General features: G+C 58.0%; 12 protein-coding genes. 4 read left to right on the top strand and 8 right to left on the bottom strand.

All coding sequences use genetic code 11. The features are described from left to right. The first annotated feature begins 44 nt into the window (after nt 1-44). Nucleotides 45-953 (top strand): AraC family transcriptional regulator, encoded by a 909-nt coding sequence (locus PAG01S_RS09685; RefSeq protein ID WP_010249021.1) that lies wholly within the window; start codon nt 45-47, stop codon nt 951-953. Nucleotides 954-985: 32 nt separating this feature from the next. Here PAG01S_RS09685 and PAG01S_RS09680 read toward each other — a convergent pair whose 3' ends face one another. The 5 genes from PAG01S_RS09680 to PAG01S_RS09660 all read right to left on the bottom strand — a co-directional run bounded on the left by PAG01S_RS09680 (nt 986) and on the right by PAG01S_RS09660 (nt 6012). Further along, nucleotides 986-1648: a DedA family protein gene (locus PAG01S_RS09680; protein WP_010249020.1), complete on the bottom strand. Its 663-nt coding sequence runs from the start codon at nt 1646-1648 to the stop codon at nt 986-988. A gap of 210 nt (nt 1649-1858) precedes the next feature. Further along, nucleotides 1859-3049, bottom strand: coding sequence for a cystathionine beta-lyase (gene metC, locus PAG01S_RS09675; protein WP_010671119.1), 1191 nt, complete (start codon nt 3047-3049; stop codon nt 1859-1861). Nucleotides 3050-3184: 135 nt separating this feature from the next. After that, nucleotides 3185-4471, bottom strand: a complete 1287-nt coding sequence (locus PAG01S_RS09670; protein ID WP_022623879.1) for a TRAP transporter large permease — start codon at nt 4469-4471, stop codon at nt 3185-3187. A gap of 14 nt (nt 4472-4485) precedes the next feature. Next, entirely contained in the window at nt 4486-4992 is a 507-nt protein-coding gene (locus PAG01S_RS09665; protein ID WP_062758423.1) for a TRAP transporter small permease, read from the bottom strand. Between the two features lie 48 nt (nt 4993-5040). Beyond that, on the bottom strand, nt 5041-6012 hold the full coding sequence (locus PAG01S_RS09660) for a TRAP transporter substrate-binding protein (protein ID WP_033758828.1): 972 nt from the start codon (nt 6010-6012) through the stop codon (nt 5041-5043). A gap of 352 nt (nt 6013-6364) precedes the next feature. Between PAG01S_RS09660 and exbB the strand changes: the two genes are divergently transcribed. The 3 genes from exbB (at nt 6365) to PAG01S_RS09645 (ending at nt 9073) form a co-directional block, all read left to right on the top strand. Beyond that, the gene (gene exbB / locus PAG01S_RS09655; protein WP_022623877.1) at nt 6365-7087 is read left to right on the top strand and encodes a tol-pal system-associated acyl-CoA thioesterase; all 723 of its coding nucleotides are present in this window, start codon (nt 6365-6367) and stop codon (nt 7085-7087) included. Nucleotides 7088-7093: 6 nt separating this feature from the next. Continuing rightward, on the top strand, nt 7094-7516 hold the full coding sequence (gene exbD / locus PAG01S_RS09650; protein WP_062758421.1) for a TonB system transport protein ExbD: 423 nt from the start codon (nt 7094-7096) through the stop codon (nt 7514-7516). A 234-nt stretch (nt 7517-7750) separates the two neighbouring features. Beyond that, on the top strand, nt 7751-9073 hold the full coding sequence (locus tag PAG01S_RS09645) for an MFS transporter (RefSeq protein WP_033758824.1): 1323 nt from the start codon (nt 7751-7753) through the stop codon (nt 9071-9073). Here PAG01S_RS09645 and PAG01S_RS09640 read toward each other — a convergent pair. From PAG01S_RS09640 to PAG01S_RS09630, 3 genes are read right to left on the bottom strand one after another with little or no spacing between them, the layout of a single operon-like run. Continuing rightward, on the bottom strand, nt 9070-10047 hold the full coding sequence (locus tag PAG01S_RS09640) for a Csu type fimbrial protein (protein ID WP_010249011.1): 978 nt from the start codon (nt 10045-10047) through the stop codon (nt 9070-9072). The two genes, PAG01S_RS09645 and PAG01S_RS09640, sit on opposite strands and share 4 nt — an antisense overlap. Then, nucleotides 10044-12491, bottom strand: coding sequence for a fimbria/pilus outer membrane usher protein (locus PAG01S_RS09635; protein ID WP_062758419.1), 2448 nt, complete (start codon nt 12489-12491; stop codon nt 10044-10046). Before PAG01S_RS09635 ends, PAG01S_RS09640 begins: the two co-directional genes overlap by 4 nt. Nucleotides 12492-12498: 7 nt before the next feature. Further along, complete coding sequence (locus tag PAG01S_RS09630; RefSeq protein ID WP_033780680.1) at nt 12499-13197, bottom strand: fimbrial biogenesis chaperone; 699 nt, start codon at nt 13195-13197, stop codon at nt 12499-12501. Between the last annotated feature and the right edge of the window lie 17 nt (nt 13198-13214).

Raw genomic sequence — 13214 nt, 5'->3', positions numbered from 1 at the left:
CATTCGCACGGCACACTGGCTTTTTGCCCGTAAAAGGAGTCGCTATGGCGCACGATGCCCTGTGTCACCGGCTGGCGCAGCAGGTCGTAACATTAATGACCCATGGTCACGACCGTCTTTGTCCGGTCGAAAATGTGTCGCTGATTTACGCTAATCAATATCGTCCCCGTACGCCGATGATGTATCAGCCCGGCATTGTGATCCTGTTTCAGGGTAGCAAAACCGGCTATCTCGGCAGCACGGTGTTTCAGTATGACGCCAGCAAGTACCTGATGCTCACGGTGCCGCTGCCGGTGGAGTGCGAAACCTGGGCCTCGCCAGAGGTGCCGATTGCCGGGCTGTGTCTTAATGTCGATACCGCCAGCCTGCAGGATCTGCTGATTGAAATCGGCGATGACGATCAGTTCCAGCCGCAGCCGCAGACCTCGGGGATCCACTCGGCGTGGCTGACGGAACCGATGCTGTGTGCCGCTGAGCGGCTGCTTGATGTGATGACCCAGCCACGCGATGCGCGGGTGCTGGGGCCGCACATCGTGCGGGAGATTATCTACTACGTGCTGACTGGCCCGATTGGTGGTGCGCTGCTCTCACTGGTGAGCCGACAGACGCAATTCAGCCTGATCGCGCGTGCCCTGCGACGGATTGAGAATCACTATGCGGAAAACCTCAGCGTCGATGCGCTGGCGGCGGAAGTGAACATGAGCGTTTCAGCCTTTCACCATAACTTTAAAGCGGTTACGCAGACCTCGCCCCTGCAGTATCTCAAGCGATATCGCCTGCATCAGGCGCGATTACTGATGCTGCACGATGGACTGAAAGCGAGTGCGGCGGCGGTGCGGGTTGGCTATGAAAGTCCCTCACAGTTTTCGCGGGAATTTAAGCGCTATTTTGGCGTGACGCCAGGGGAAGAGGTGAATCGTGTGCGGCAGACGGTAGCGGATCCGTCCGCCTGAGTGGCGGCGGATCCTGATGCTACGCGCTGACGTCAGGCCTGTTTCTGCCGACGCTTTTTCCAGATAACCAGAATGCTGCCGAACAGACCGAGAAACAGCAACACCATCGGCAGTATCATCAGGATCGCCATCACCTGATCTTCATGACGCTTGATGAACGGCACCTGGCTGATGCCATAGCCAAACGTCACGACGATGCCAACCCACAGCACGCCGCTGAGCCAGTTGAACAGCTGAAAGCGACCATTCTGCAAGCCCGCAATGCCCGCCATGGTCGGCAGGATCGTCCGGATGAAGGCCAGAAAACGGCCCACCAGCAGCGCCATCAGGCCGTGACGGTTAAACATATTCCACGCGCGCTGGTGATACTGCGCGGGCAGATGCATCAGCCAGCTCTTCACCAGCCGGGTATTCCCCAGCCAGCGACCCTGCAGATAGCTCAGCCAGCAGCCCAGACTGGCGGCGGTGGTGAGGATCACCATCGTCGGCACAAAATCCATCACCCCTTTTGCCACCATCGCACCCGCCAGCAGCAGCAGGCTGTCGCCCGGCAGGAAAGAGGCGGGTAACAGCCCATTTTCCAGAAACAGCGTCAGGAACATCACGCCGTACACCACCCACACCACATCCGGATTTGCCAGCGCGGCAAAATCCTGATGCCAGAGCGCGTGGACAATCTCGTGTAAAACACCCATTTGCTATTCCATCACGTCACAAGGAACTATCCGTCTGCATTCAGGCAATCGGTCGCGGCGCTGCGCAATAAATGCAGCGACCTCACTGATGACCTGAACGGTCTGGGATAAATTTTAACAATAAATGAGCAGCAGCCCGGCAAACTCTGCGGGTGGCCGCTACCCGGTTCATCTTCTGTTTAGCGTCTGTTTATCTTTTGCCTGAGTTTATTAACGCGTCAGGCGCGCAAAACCGGCGTCCAGGTCAGCCAGCAGATCGTCAACGTGCTCCAGACCAATATGCAGTCGCACCAGCGTACCGGTGAAATCGACTCCACCCGCCGGACGAATCGCGGCCAGCTCTTCCGGCTGATTCGCCAGGATCAGCGATTCATAGCCGCCCCAGGAGTACGCCATGCTGAAATGATGGAAGTGATCGAGATATTCCGCCAGCTGGGGCGCGCTGAGTTTTTCCTGCAGGATAAAAGAGAACAGGCCGCTGCTGCCGTTAAAATCACGCTGCCAGAACTGATGACCTTTGCTCTGCGCCAGCGCCGGGTGATTAACCCGCGCCACTTCGGGACGCGCTGCCAGCCACTCTGCCACCTGAATCGCGCTCTCTTCATGCTGACGCAGACGGGTGCCCAGCGTGCGCAGACCCCGACTCGCCATGTAGGCGGTATCGGCATCGACCATCTGACCCATCAGATAGGAGTTCTCGCGCAGCTGATCGATACAGCGCGCATTGGCGACCGCCGTGCCGATCATCGCATCGCTGTGACCAATCAGATATTTGGTGCCCGCCTGAATCGAAATATCGATGCCGTGCGCCAGCGCATCAAATAAAATACCGGCCGCCCAGGTGTTGTCGATCATAATGATCGCCTCGGGCGCTTTGGCGCGAACCGCCGCCACAATCGCCGGAATATCCTGAACTTCCATCGTGATAGAGGCCGGTGATTCCAGGAAAACGACCCGGGTATTGGGCTGCACCAGCTCACCGATTTCACTGCCGATGCAGTGATCGAACCAGCCCGTTGAAACCTGCAGCTTAGTCAGGATTTTAGTACAGAAATCCTGGGTCGGTTCATAGACTGCGCCACTCATCAGCACGTGGTCGCCCGCCTCGACAAACGCCAGAATCGCGTTCGCCACGGCAGCCGCGCCGCAGGGGTAGAGCACACAGCCTGCGCCGCCTTCCAGCTCCGTCATCGCATCCTGCAGCGCAAAGTGCGTCAGGGTGCCACGACGGCCATAAAAGAGTTCGCCTTTTGCCCGACCGGCAGTGGCGCGTTTCTTCTCCGCGACCGTATCAAAAACCAGCGAGGAGGCCCGTTGAATCACACTGTTCACCGAGCCCTGGGTATAACGCTTGCTGCGTCCTGCACTGACGAGCGTGGTATCAATTTTTCTGGTGGTCATGAGTCGCCTTTGCCGCTTCTGACTAAGCCCTCACGTTACCACGAAACGACCAGCAGGGTTGAGACTCAATGGTGATTATCAGAGTGCTTCGCAGGATGAAAATCGGGTCCGCCACCGGACCCGATTTTGCCGACGCTACATCACGCCCATCAGGCGCGGTAACCAGAGGGAGATGGCGGGAATATAGGTAATCAGCATCAGCACGATAAACAGCATGCCGTAAAACGGCAGCATGGCTCTGACCACCTGCTCGATTTTCTGCTTACTGACCGCACTGGCGACAAACAGTACCGTACCGACCGGCGGGGTGATCAGGCCGATCCCGAGGTTGGTCAGCATGATCATGCCGAAGTGAACCGGATCGACGCCAAGCGCGGTAGCGACCGGCAACAGCACCGGCGTCAGGATCAGGATCAGCGGCGCCATATCCATCAGCGTCCCCACCACCAGCAGCAGGATGTTGATACACATCAGGATCACATATTTGTTATCGGAGAGGCTGGTGAACGCCTCGGTGATAATCGTTGGCAGTTGCATGAAGGTCATCACTGCGCCAAATCCGGCGGCAAAGGCGATCAGCACCATCACGATGGTGACAGTCTTAATGGTGCGGAACAGCAGGATATGCAGCTGGCTCCATTTAAAGTCGCGGTAGATAAACATGGTGACGAAAAAGGCCCAGATACAGGCGATCGCGGCGGACTCCGAGGCGGTAAAGATGCCGGAGAGAATGCCACCCATAATGATCACCACGGTAAACAGGCCCCAGAACGCGTCGAAGAAGATTTTCAGCGCCTGACGAAACGGAATACGTTCTCCTTTGGGATAGCCGCGTTTATGGGCAAAACCCAGGCACATTATCATCAGGCAGCCCCCCAGCAGCAGGCCGGGAAAGATACCGGCAACAAACAGCGAGGAGATGGTCACCATGCCGCCGGTCGCCAGCGAGTAAATCACCGAGTTGTGGCTGGGTGGCGTCAGCACCGCCTGCACTGAGCCGCTGGCGGTTACTGCGGCGGCGAAATCACGCGGATAGCCTTTCTCCTCCATCTGCGGAATCATCACCGAGCCAATCGAGGCGGTATCCGCCACCGATGAGCCGGAAATCGCGCCAAAGAAGGTGGAGGCGACAATGTTCACCAGCGACAGGCCACCGCGAATAAAGCCGACAAAGATATAGGCGAAGTTGACCAGCCGCCGGGCAATCCCACCCTCCGCCATAATCGCACCCGCGAGAATAAAGAACGGGATAGTCAGCAGCGAAAATTTGTTAATGCCGTTGGTCACCTGAATCACCACCGCTTCCAGCGGCAGATCGATCCACCAGGCGCCAATAAAGGCGCTCAGCCCCACCGCAAAGGCGACCGGAAAACCCACCATCAGCAACACCAGCAAACTGCCTATCAAGATCAATGCATCCATTTTTCTGCTCCGCGTTAGTGGGTGCCGCCCAGCGTGACAATCGACCGCTGGCTCTGATCGCCGGTCAGCAATCGCTCAACAACAAACAGCAGGGTGAAGATCGCGCCAATCGGAATCGGCAGATACATCTCACCGTAAGTCACTGCCGGTAATGAAGCGAGCGTCTGCACCCACATCGCTTCGCACAAGCTGTAACTGGCCTGAAAGATCACCAGACAGGTGATGATCATCAGCAGATCGCTGACGCGCAGCATCAGGCGCTGCCGGGCGGGTGACAGGCGATCGGTGACCATGGAAACGCAGATATGCGTTCCGGCCCGCAGTCCGACCGGTGCGCCAATAAACGTAAAAATGATCATGCAGATAATGGCCACCGGTTCCGGCCAGGAGAGCGCGCCGTTCATCACGTAGCGGGCGAAGATCCCGATCGGGATCACCGTCACCATAATCATCAGTGCCACGGCGGCAATCAGCATGCACAGCAGATAGAGCCCATCCATCAGACGTGTATAAGCAGCCATAATTGATACCTGATTAAGCACGCCACACGGCAGTGTGGCGCGGAAGGGTTATTTCACCTCAGCGATCCGGGTCATCAGATCCTGATATTTGCCGCCAAACTGATCGCGCACCGGCTGGGTCGCTTTGACGAAGTAGTCGCGGTCGGTCTGCTGGAAGGTGACGCCACCCGCCTTCATTTTGGCGATCGACTCTTCGGTATAGGTCGCCCAGAGCTGGCGCTCCTCATCCTGCGCCTCTTTGCCGAGCTTCTTCAGTAGCGCCTGATCCTCAGGTTTCAGGCGATCCCAGGCGCGTTTTGAAAACAGGATCATCTCTGGCTGGATAAAGTGGCCGCTGAGGGTGTAGTACTTCGCCACTGGCATATAGTTATGGGCGACAAAGGTCGGTGGGTTGTTCTCGGTGCCATCGACCACACCGGTCTGCATCGCACTGAACACTTCACTGACGCCCATCGCCACCGGATTCGCGCCCATCGCTTTCAGCGTCGCCAATGAGATGGCGCTGTTCTGCACCCGGATCTTCATGCCTTTCAGATCTTCCGGTTTTGCCAGCGGCTTCTTGGTGATCATGTTGCGCTCACCGGCATCGGTCCAGCCCAGGAACACCATGCGGGCGTTGGGATCTTTATCGAATTTGTCGGCAATCTCGCGGCCTATCTCGCCATCCAGCACTTTGTGCATGTGGTCAATGTCGCGGAAAATGTAGGGCAGGGTCAGCACGCTGGTTTCCGGGGCGATCGAGGTGACTGGCGCCAGCGACACACGGATCATGTCGATTGCGCCCAGCTGCACCTGTTGCAGCGTCTGATCTTCGTCCCCCAGCACGCCACCGGCGAAGAGCTTCATCTCCAGCCGTCCATCGGTGGCCTGTTTGAGTTTGTCGCCCATGTGCTGCAGGGCGACCACGGTCGGATAACCGGCAGGCTGGACTTCAGCCACTTTGATCACCTGTGCCGTGGCGGTGGCGCTCATCATCATCACCGCCAGGGCACTGGCCAGGCATGTTTTCGTCATTCTCATTATTTTGTCTCCCGCTGAGGTAGGACGGCGTCCGGCGTCGGGGGCTAACCGGAGAGAACCGTGTGGAGCCAGCATAGTGAAAACGCGCGCCAGTAAAATGCGGCAATGCTGATTGAATGAATGCCATCACATTTTGAAACGATGTTTTAATAAATTTTCATGCAACTTCACATTTTCGAAACATCCTTGTCAAAAGTGTTTAAACCTGGTCAATTGCGGGTAAATGGCGTCGATCAGCTTTGTAAATACTAATGAGAACTACTATCAATTCGCCGTCGTTTTGCTATTATTCGCGCTTGTCTCGCATCCCTGAATCAGAAGTTGGAGAAGCAGCGTGGTAGCCAGTGATTTGATGCAAACGGACCTCTCCGTTTGGGGCATGTATCAACATGCCGATATCGTGGTAAAGGTGGTCATGATTGGCCTGTTATTGGCCTCAGTGGTGACCTGGGCGATCTTCTTCGGCAAATATGCCGAACTCAGCGCCGCTAAGCGTCGCCTGAAGCGCGAGCATCTGGCGCTGGGCGAAGCCCGCAATCTGAATGACGCCGCCCGCATTGCCCAGTCGTTTACCGGTCACAGCCACAGTGTGGTGCTGCTGAATGATGCGCAGAATGAGCTTGAACTGTCGGCTGGCGTGGAAGATACCAACGGGATTAAAGATCGCACCAGTTTCCGCCTTGAGCGCCGCGTCGCTGCGTTCAGCCGCCATGCAGGCCGGGGCAATGGCTTCCTGGCGACCATCGGTTCGGTTGCGCCGTTTATCGGCCTGTTCGGCACCGTATGGGGCATCATGAACAGCTTTATCGGCATCGCTAAAACCCAGACGACGAACCTGGCGGTTGTTGCACCGGGTATCGCCGAAGCGCTGCTGGCAACCGCGATTGGCCTGATCGCTGCGATTCCGGCGGTGGTGATCTACAACGTCTTTGCCCGCATGATCGCCAACTACAAAGCCTCACTGGGTGATGTCGCCGCTCAGGTGATGCTGCTGCAGAGCCGTGATATCGATCTGGGCACCGTCGCAACTGATGTTCCGCGTCCTGCGACGGCTCAGAAACTGCGCTTAGGGTAAGTTCTTATGGCAATGCGATTAAACGACCATCTGGAAACGGATGGTGAAATGCATGAGATCAACGTGACGCCGTTTATCGACGTCATGCTGGTTCTGCTGATCATCTTTATGGTGGCCGCGCCGCTGGCCACGGTCGACGTACGCGTCAATCTGCCCGCCTCAACCAGCGCGCCGCAGCCGCGTCCAGAAAAGCCGGTTTACCTGTCGATTAAAGCGGATAAGCAGCTTTACGTCGGTAACGATCAGGTCACGCCGGAGTCGCTGGTTAACGTGCTGACTAACCAGACCCAGGGCAACAAAGAGACCACCATTTTCTTCCAGGCGGATAAGTCAGTCGATTATGAAACGCTGATGAGCGTGATGGATAAGCTACGCACGGCGGGCTATCTGAAAATTGGTCTGATGGGCATGGAAACCGTGAAGAAATAGCGGGTTATCCGGCTCAGGAAAAAGGCGACTGTTCAGGTCGCCTTTTTTATGGCTGCTCTCCAGCCCTATAAAATCAGGCAAATCAGGGCCAGGGTAATCACTTATGCTCCTCGAACTGACTTGTTAATTATTTGTTACTTATGTACATGGGTTTGTAAAGTGCAATGGTGAGCCAGGTCACATTAATCCCGCATCAGGCAGGCTAAAACGGCTAAAAAACAACAGGAAGCCGTTATGAGTCACACCCCGTCTTTACAAAAGCCGCCGAAAAGTGCCGCCCGAACCATCTTCACCGTCACCAGTGGTAACTTCCTGGAGATGTACGATTTTATGGTGTTTGGCTACTACGCTACTGCCATTTCAAAAACCTTCTTTCCCGGCGATGACCCGTTTGCCTCCCTGATGCTGACCCTGATGACTTTCGGTGCCGGCTTCCTGATGCGCCCGTTGGGGGCGATCATCCTCGGTGCCTACATCGACCATCATGGTCGTCGTAAAGGGCTGTTGCTGACGCTGGGCTTAATGGCGATGGGCACCCTGACTATCGCGCTGGTGCCGGGCTACGCCACCCTGGGCGTGGCAGCGCCGATTCTGATCCTGCTGGGACGGCTGTTGCAGGGCTTCTCGGCGGGCGTGGAGCTGGGTGGCGTGTCGGTCTATCTGGCCGAAGTCGCGCCCAAAGGACGCAAAGGCTTTTTCGTCAGCTGGCAGTCAGGCAGCCAGCAGATTGCGGTGATCTTTGCTGCTCTGCTGGGTCTGATGCTGAATCATCTGCTGGCGAAAGAGGCGGTGACGGAATGGGGCTGGCGTATCCCGTTTGTAGTCGGCTGTCTGATTGTGCCGTTCCTGTTCTATATCCGCCGGATGCTGGAAGAGACAGAAGCGTTCAGCAAACGTAAACATCATCCGAGCATGACGGAAATTATGCGGTCCGTCGCCAGCAACTGGGCGCTGGTGCTGGCGGGGATGCTGATGGTGGTCACCACCACGGTAATGTTCTACATGATTACCGCCTTTACCCCGACCTTTGGTAAAACGGTGTTGATGATGAGTGACAAGCAGGCGTTCCTGGTGACGCTCTGTGTCGGTGTCTCAAACCTCATCTGGCTGCCGCTGATGGGGGCGTTGTCGGACCGCGTCGGACGCCGTCCGCTGCTGATCATTTTTACCCTGCTGATGATTGTCACCACCTGGCCGGTGCTGCACTGGCTGGTGGGATCGGCCAGCTTCGCCCATCTGCTGGAAGCGGAACTGTGGCTGTCGTTTCTCTATGCCAGTTATAACGGTGCGATGGTGGTCTATCTGGCGGAGATCATGCCTGCTGAGGTGCGCGCCGCCGGTTTCTCCATGGCTTACAGCCTGGCGACGGCGCTGTTTGGCGGCTTTACGCCTGCTATTTCCAGCTACCTGATTCACGCCACCGGTGACAAAGCGATGCCGGGCGTCTGGCTGACCTTTGCCGCAGTCTGTGGGTTGATCGGCACGTTGCTGATTGGCCGGATGGTGAAGCAGTATCAGACCCGTCACAGCGGCACGCCGGTCAGTGCTTCACTCTAAAACGACAAATCGACCACCACGCTGTCGCTGTAGTTTCCGGCTGGCGGCGTGTTCTGCGTGGTCAGGATGCGCGCGGTGTAGTTAAAACCGCGCGTCAGTCCATCCGTGGATACCGCCGTCGAGGTGGTACTGCTCCAGCGTTCAGTGCCTGCCGATCCCCAGCGATTGCTGGTGGTGCTTTTATAAATTTCATAGCTCAGCCGATTCGCGCCGCTCGCCATATTCCTGACGCTGCCCACCGGATAACTGCCGTTGCTCAGCCCGACGGTATAGGTGCTGCCTTTGCTGCACAACACATTGATGGTCTGTGACACGGCGGAGAAGCTGCCGACCAGCGGCGCGCTGCCAAAGCTTATATTCGGCGCGGTGATGGTGGTGCAGTCATTGGTAAGAATGGCGGTGATATTAATCGGGATGACACCGCTGCCGTTCTGCTCGCTTAAACAGATATTGCCAATCGCAACGCTGGTGCAGATGCGATAAGTCACGGCCATATTCAGCGTCAGCTGGTAGGTCCCGGCGGCGACCACCTGACCGGGAACGGTGCGCAGATAAACAGGGATGGCGAAGTTAAGGCTGCCCAGCAAACCCGCCAGGTTGATCAGGGTCTGCGAACCATAGACAAATGGCGTGCCGCCAATCGTCAGTTCGGTAGCGCAGGCCGTGTCGGTGCAGAGCCGCACCGGCACATTATCGCTGCCGGTATCACCGCTGCGTTTCAGCGTACCCCGTGTGCCGTTGCTATTGGTCGCGCCCGTCAGCTGAAAGGTGATCTGGTTATTGCCCAGCAGCGACAGCCCGGCGCCCGCGCCACAGTTGACGTTGGCATTGGTGGTGGTGGAACTGACGGTGGTGTTAGCCACAAAGGTTGTGACTGAACCGAAACTGGCGGTCGAGGCGGGCAGGGCGCAGGCTGCGTAGCCCAGCGACGGCAGTAACAGCAGCAGGCCAGCCAGTATTACAGATTTCATCATGGTCGGTTTCCGGACGTAAATGATTCAGCGGGAGAGGGGGCGCTGCCTGCGGCAGGGGCGGGCAGCGCACAGGTCAGGGGGCCGTAAGTTTTCAGCGCCTGCGGCTGACCGCTGGCGATGCGCAGTTCGGTTTCGCACTGGCGGCCATCGGGCGTCACCACCTGCATCGGGTTACTGGCGGCGAGATCTTCCATCCAGACGATGCCATCCCAGCCGACATACTCTGTGGGATGATCGGGACGCTGCACCAGGCTTGATACCGGCAGCGGCTGGCCCTGCGCATCGACCAGGATTACGCTGGCTGAGCGCAGTTTCTCCACCGGGAAGTTGAGCAGATAGCCGCTCTGGCGTTTCACCGCAAAGCGCTGCTCAACCCGTGGCGTGGTCATATCTGCCGGCAGGTCGAGGGTGTCGATATCATATTTGGCCGGGTAGTAGCTGCTGATGGCGGGCACCAGCAGATAACCCTGTTGATTGGTGCGTCCCATCGACTGATTCTCGTAGCGCACGTTAACGTCGGGATAGTTGGTCTTTACCAGCACAAAGGCGTCGTTGATCTCGTTAGCGGCAAAGACGCTGTTGTCCATTAACACCAGCGCACCCGAGAGATCGGCCCACTGGGTGAGGTTATCATCATCGCCATAGAAGCCCGCCGAGGTATCAATCTGGTTGTTGCGATAGCGCAGACTGCCCTGACGATAATCGCCGCTGTCTCCGCTCTGATTCGCCCAGGAGGCATCCCAGGCGAACCCGCCGTCGCTGGGCATGGCGCGTGAGGCATAAACGCGCTGACTGTCGCGGCCACGCTGGTCGCGTTCGTTGCTGAGGGCAACGCTGCCCTGTTCGCCAAATGGGATCACCAGCGAAATCGCCCCGGTCCAGCTTTTCTCCTGCTGATCGCGGCTGGCCGAGACATACAGACTGCTGTTACCCCACAGATTTTTACTCCATGAAAGGTTCCACAGCCGGGTGCGGTCGCCCTGACCGTCGGTGATGTCGATGAAAGCGGCACCGACGCTGCCAAAGCGGTTCAGCGAGACGCTGGCGCTGTACTGAGCACTGCGGCGTGAGAGTGCGTAGCGGCTATCCGCCTGGCTACCGGCACGGCTGCCGACCAGCGCCAGATTGCCGAAGTCGCTGCTGCGCTGGGTCTGTTGAGTGCCGATGTTGAACCAGCGGTTGTTGTACTGATATCCCCAGCTATATTGCCTGCCGCTCTCGCCATCGAGCTGACTTTGCGCCACCGCGCCGTTGACCACGCCCCAGCTGCCGACGCGCAGCTGACCACCCAGCCCGCCCATCGCCAGCGTTTCGCTGCCTTCGGCGTGGCTCTCCAGCGTCAGCCAGTCGGTCATACCGTAACGATAAGAGCCGCTGGCCGCTGCCTCACCATAATCGAAGTTCTTTATGCCGTAGTTTTCGCGGATTGCCCCGGCAGAGAAGGCGTAGTCCGACAGCCCCGATTTCAGCAGGTTACTGGAGACGTAAAACGGCATGGTGGTGGTGACACGGCGGCCAACCGCATCGGTGGTAGTGATCACGGCATCACCTGCGCCGTTAACGAATGGCACATTGGTCATCGACCAGGGGCCAGGCTGCACGTTCGCCTGGCTGGAGCGATAGCCGTTGATAAAGAGATCGACGGTGGAAGGCACGGCGGCCTGACCGGAAAAGGCGGGCAGCGGATAGGTCACCAGATCGGGACGGACGCTGAAGTCGCGACCGACGCGGATGCCACCGAGCCGCACGCTGCTGCTCCAGGCCAGCGAGTCGGTGACCAGATCGCCGACTCGCCAGCTTACCGCCGCATTCTCATCTTCATTGCTCCACCAGGTGTCGTAGCGGATATAGCCATCATCCTGATAAGTCGTACTGCCTTCCAGCTGCTGTTGCCAGACGCCGTTAGTGGAGAAATGACCGGCATCACCAAACAGCCGTAGTTCGTTCCAGGCGGACAGGCGGGAGCCACTGTTATCCGTGCGGCTGGCGTAAAGATCATAATTAATCAGCGCGCCGCTGCTGGTACGGCCCGGATAGCGCGGTCCGTTCTTCGCCTCGCCAATTACCTGACCGGGCAGCCACTCAGGCGGTACGGTCAGCAGCAGACGCTGTCGCGCAGCGTCATACTCCACTTTGATGGGTTGCAGGCTGCTGACATCGACCTGCGTCTGCTGGCCCAGCTTATCCGCTGGCAGGCCGGCACGCTGCAGATCGCCATTGCGAATCCAGAAATGACCGTCGCGCTGCTCTGCCGGCACAATATTGCCGTTCTCCTGCTGGTTAATCACCAGCTCCAGCATATATTGCTGACCGTTGCTGCTGGTCTGCAGGCTGGGCGGCGGAGGCAGGGATGAGTAAGTCTCCGCCAGCACAGGATCCGGCGTAACAGCGTAAATAACGCTGGCCACGGCCAGCGCGCAGGGATGCAGGGAAAACGGTCTCATTCAGCGCTTACTTCTGGGCAGCGCTGCGCCACTGGCTCTTGTTAACCTCTGCGGTGAGTTCGCCGCTCACCGGCGAGGAGAGCGGCCAGCGGTGATAGCTGTCAGCCAGCACATAGCCGTACAAGCCTTCGCCCAGTTTGCGACCGCCAATCGCCACATTGCTCAACCGGGCGTGACCGCTGCCGCTGTTGGTTAACTGGAGCCAGCGCCTGCCGCCCTCGCTGACCTGTTGCCAGCGCAGAGCCGGGCGAGCGCTGTCTGTGTTCAGCCCGGTACCATAAACAAACAGCGGCACCGAATAGCGCATCTGGAAAGTCAGCCCGGCCTGATTCTCGCCGGGATTACGCGGGGTCGGGATCTCATCCAGCACCACCCGATAGGCCAGCTCTTTACCGGCCGCAGGCGGCGTCTGTTTAATCAGCCTGACCAGCTGTTTCTGGCCTGGCTCCATCCGCACCATCGGCGGGCTGGCGACTACCTGCTGCTGAGTCTGATACTGCTCCTGGCCATTGTTCTGCTGCCAGCTGAAGACGCGGATCTGCATCATGGTGGTGCTGTTACCGCGATTCTCCAGCCAGAGTTCGCTGGCTTTCTCTTCAGGATTAATGGCGGGATCGATGGGCCAGATCATGACCGAATTCGCGGCGAAGGCCGGGGAGAGCAGGGTGGAACTTAGCAGCAGCAACAGGGCGCGCAGTGGCTTCATGATCATATCCTTGTTTT

This window comes from Pantoea agglomerans NBRC 102470, assembly GCF_001598475.1.
GTDB classification, from domain to species: Bacteria; Pseudomonadota; Gammaproteobacteria; order Enterobacterales; family Enterobacteriaceae; genus Pantoea; species Pantoea agglomerans.
The sequence above is the reverse complement of the archived record's forward strand: the minus strand, read 5'-3'. Positions and strand labels throughout refer to the sequence as shown.

What these genes read in the sequence shown, in the direction of transcription:
- PAG01S_RS09640 (WP_010249011.1), bottom strand. Translation starts at nt 10,047, where the DNA reads ATGATGAAATCTGTAATACTGGCTGGCCTGCTGCTGTTACTGCCGTCG.
- PAG01S_RS09665 (WP_062758423.1), bottom strand. Translation starts at nt 4,992, where the DNA reads ATGGCTGCTTATACACGTCTGATGGATGGGCTCTATCTGCTGTGCATG.
- PAG01S_RS09685 (WP_010249021.1), top strand. Translation starts at nt 45, where the DNA reads ATGGCGCACGATGCCCTGTGTCACCGGCTGGCGCAGCAGGTCGTAACA.
- exbB (WP_022623877.1), top strand. Translation starts at nt 6,365, where the DNA reads ATGCAAACGGACCTCTCCGTTTGGGGCATGTATCAACATGCCGATATC.
- PAG01S_RS09635 (WP_062758419.1), bottom strand. Translation starts at nt 12,491, where the DNA reads ATGAGACCGTTTTCCCTGCATCCCTGCGCGCTGGCCGTGGCCAGCGTT.
- exbD (WP_062758421.1), top strand. Translation starts at nt 7,094, where the DNA reads ATGGCAATGCGATTAAACGACCATCTGGAAACGGATGGTGAAATGCAT.
- metC (WP_010671119.1), bottom strand. Translation starts at nt 3,049, where the DNA reads ATGACCACCAGAAAAATTGATACCACGCTCGTCAGTGCAGGACGCAGC.
- PAG01S_RS09670 (WP_022623879.1), bottom strand. Translation starts at nt 4,471, where the DNA reads ATGGATGCATTGATCTTGATAGGCAGTTTGCTGGTGTTGCTGATGGTG.
- PAG01S_RS09630 (WP_033780680.1), bottom strand. Translation starts at nt 13,197, where the DNA reads ATGAAGCCACTGCGCGCCCTGTTGCTGCTGCTAAGTTCCACCCTGCTC.
- PAG01S_RS09660 (WP_033758828.1), bottom strand. Translation starts at nt 6,012, where the DNA reads ATGAGAATGACGAAAACATGCCTGGCCAGTGCCCTGGCGGTGATGATG.
- PAG01S_RS09645 (WP_033758824.1), top strand. Translation starts at nt 7,751, where the DNA reads ATGAGTCACACCCCGTCTTTACAAAAGCCGCCGAAAAGTGCCGCCCGA.
- PAG01S_RS09680 (WP_010249020.1), bottom strand. Translation starts at nt 1,648, where the DNA reads ATGGGTGTTTTACACGAGATTGTCCACGCGCTCTGGCATCAGGATTTT.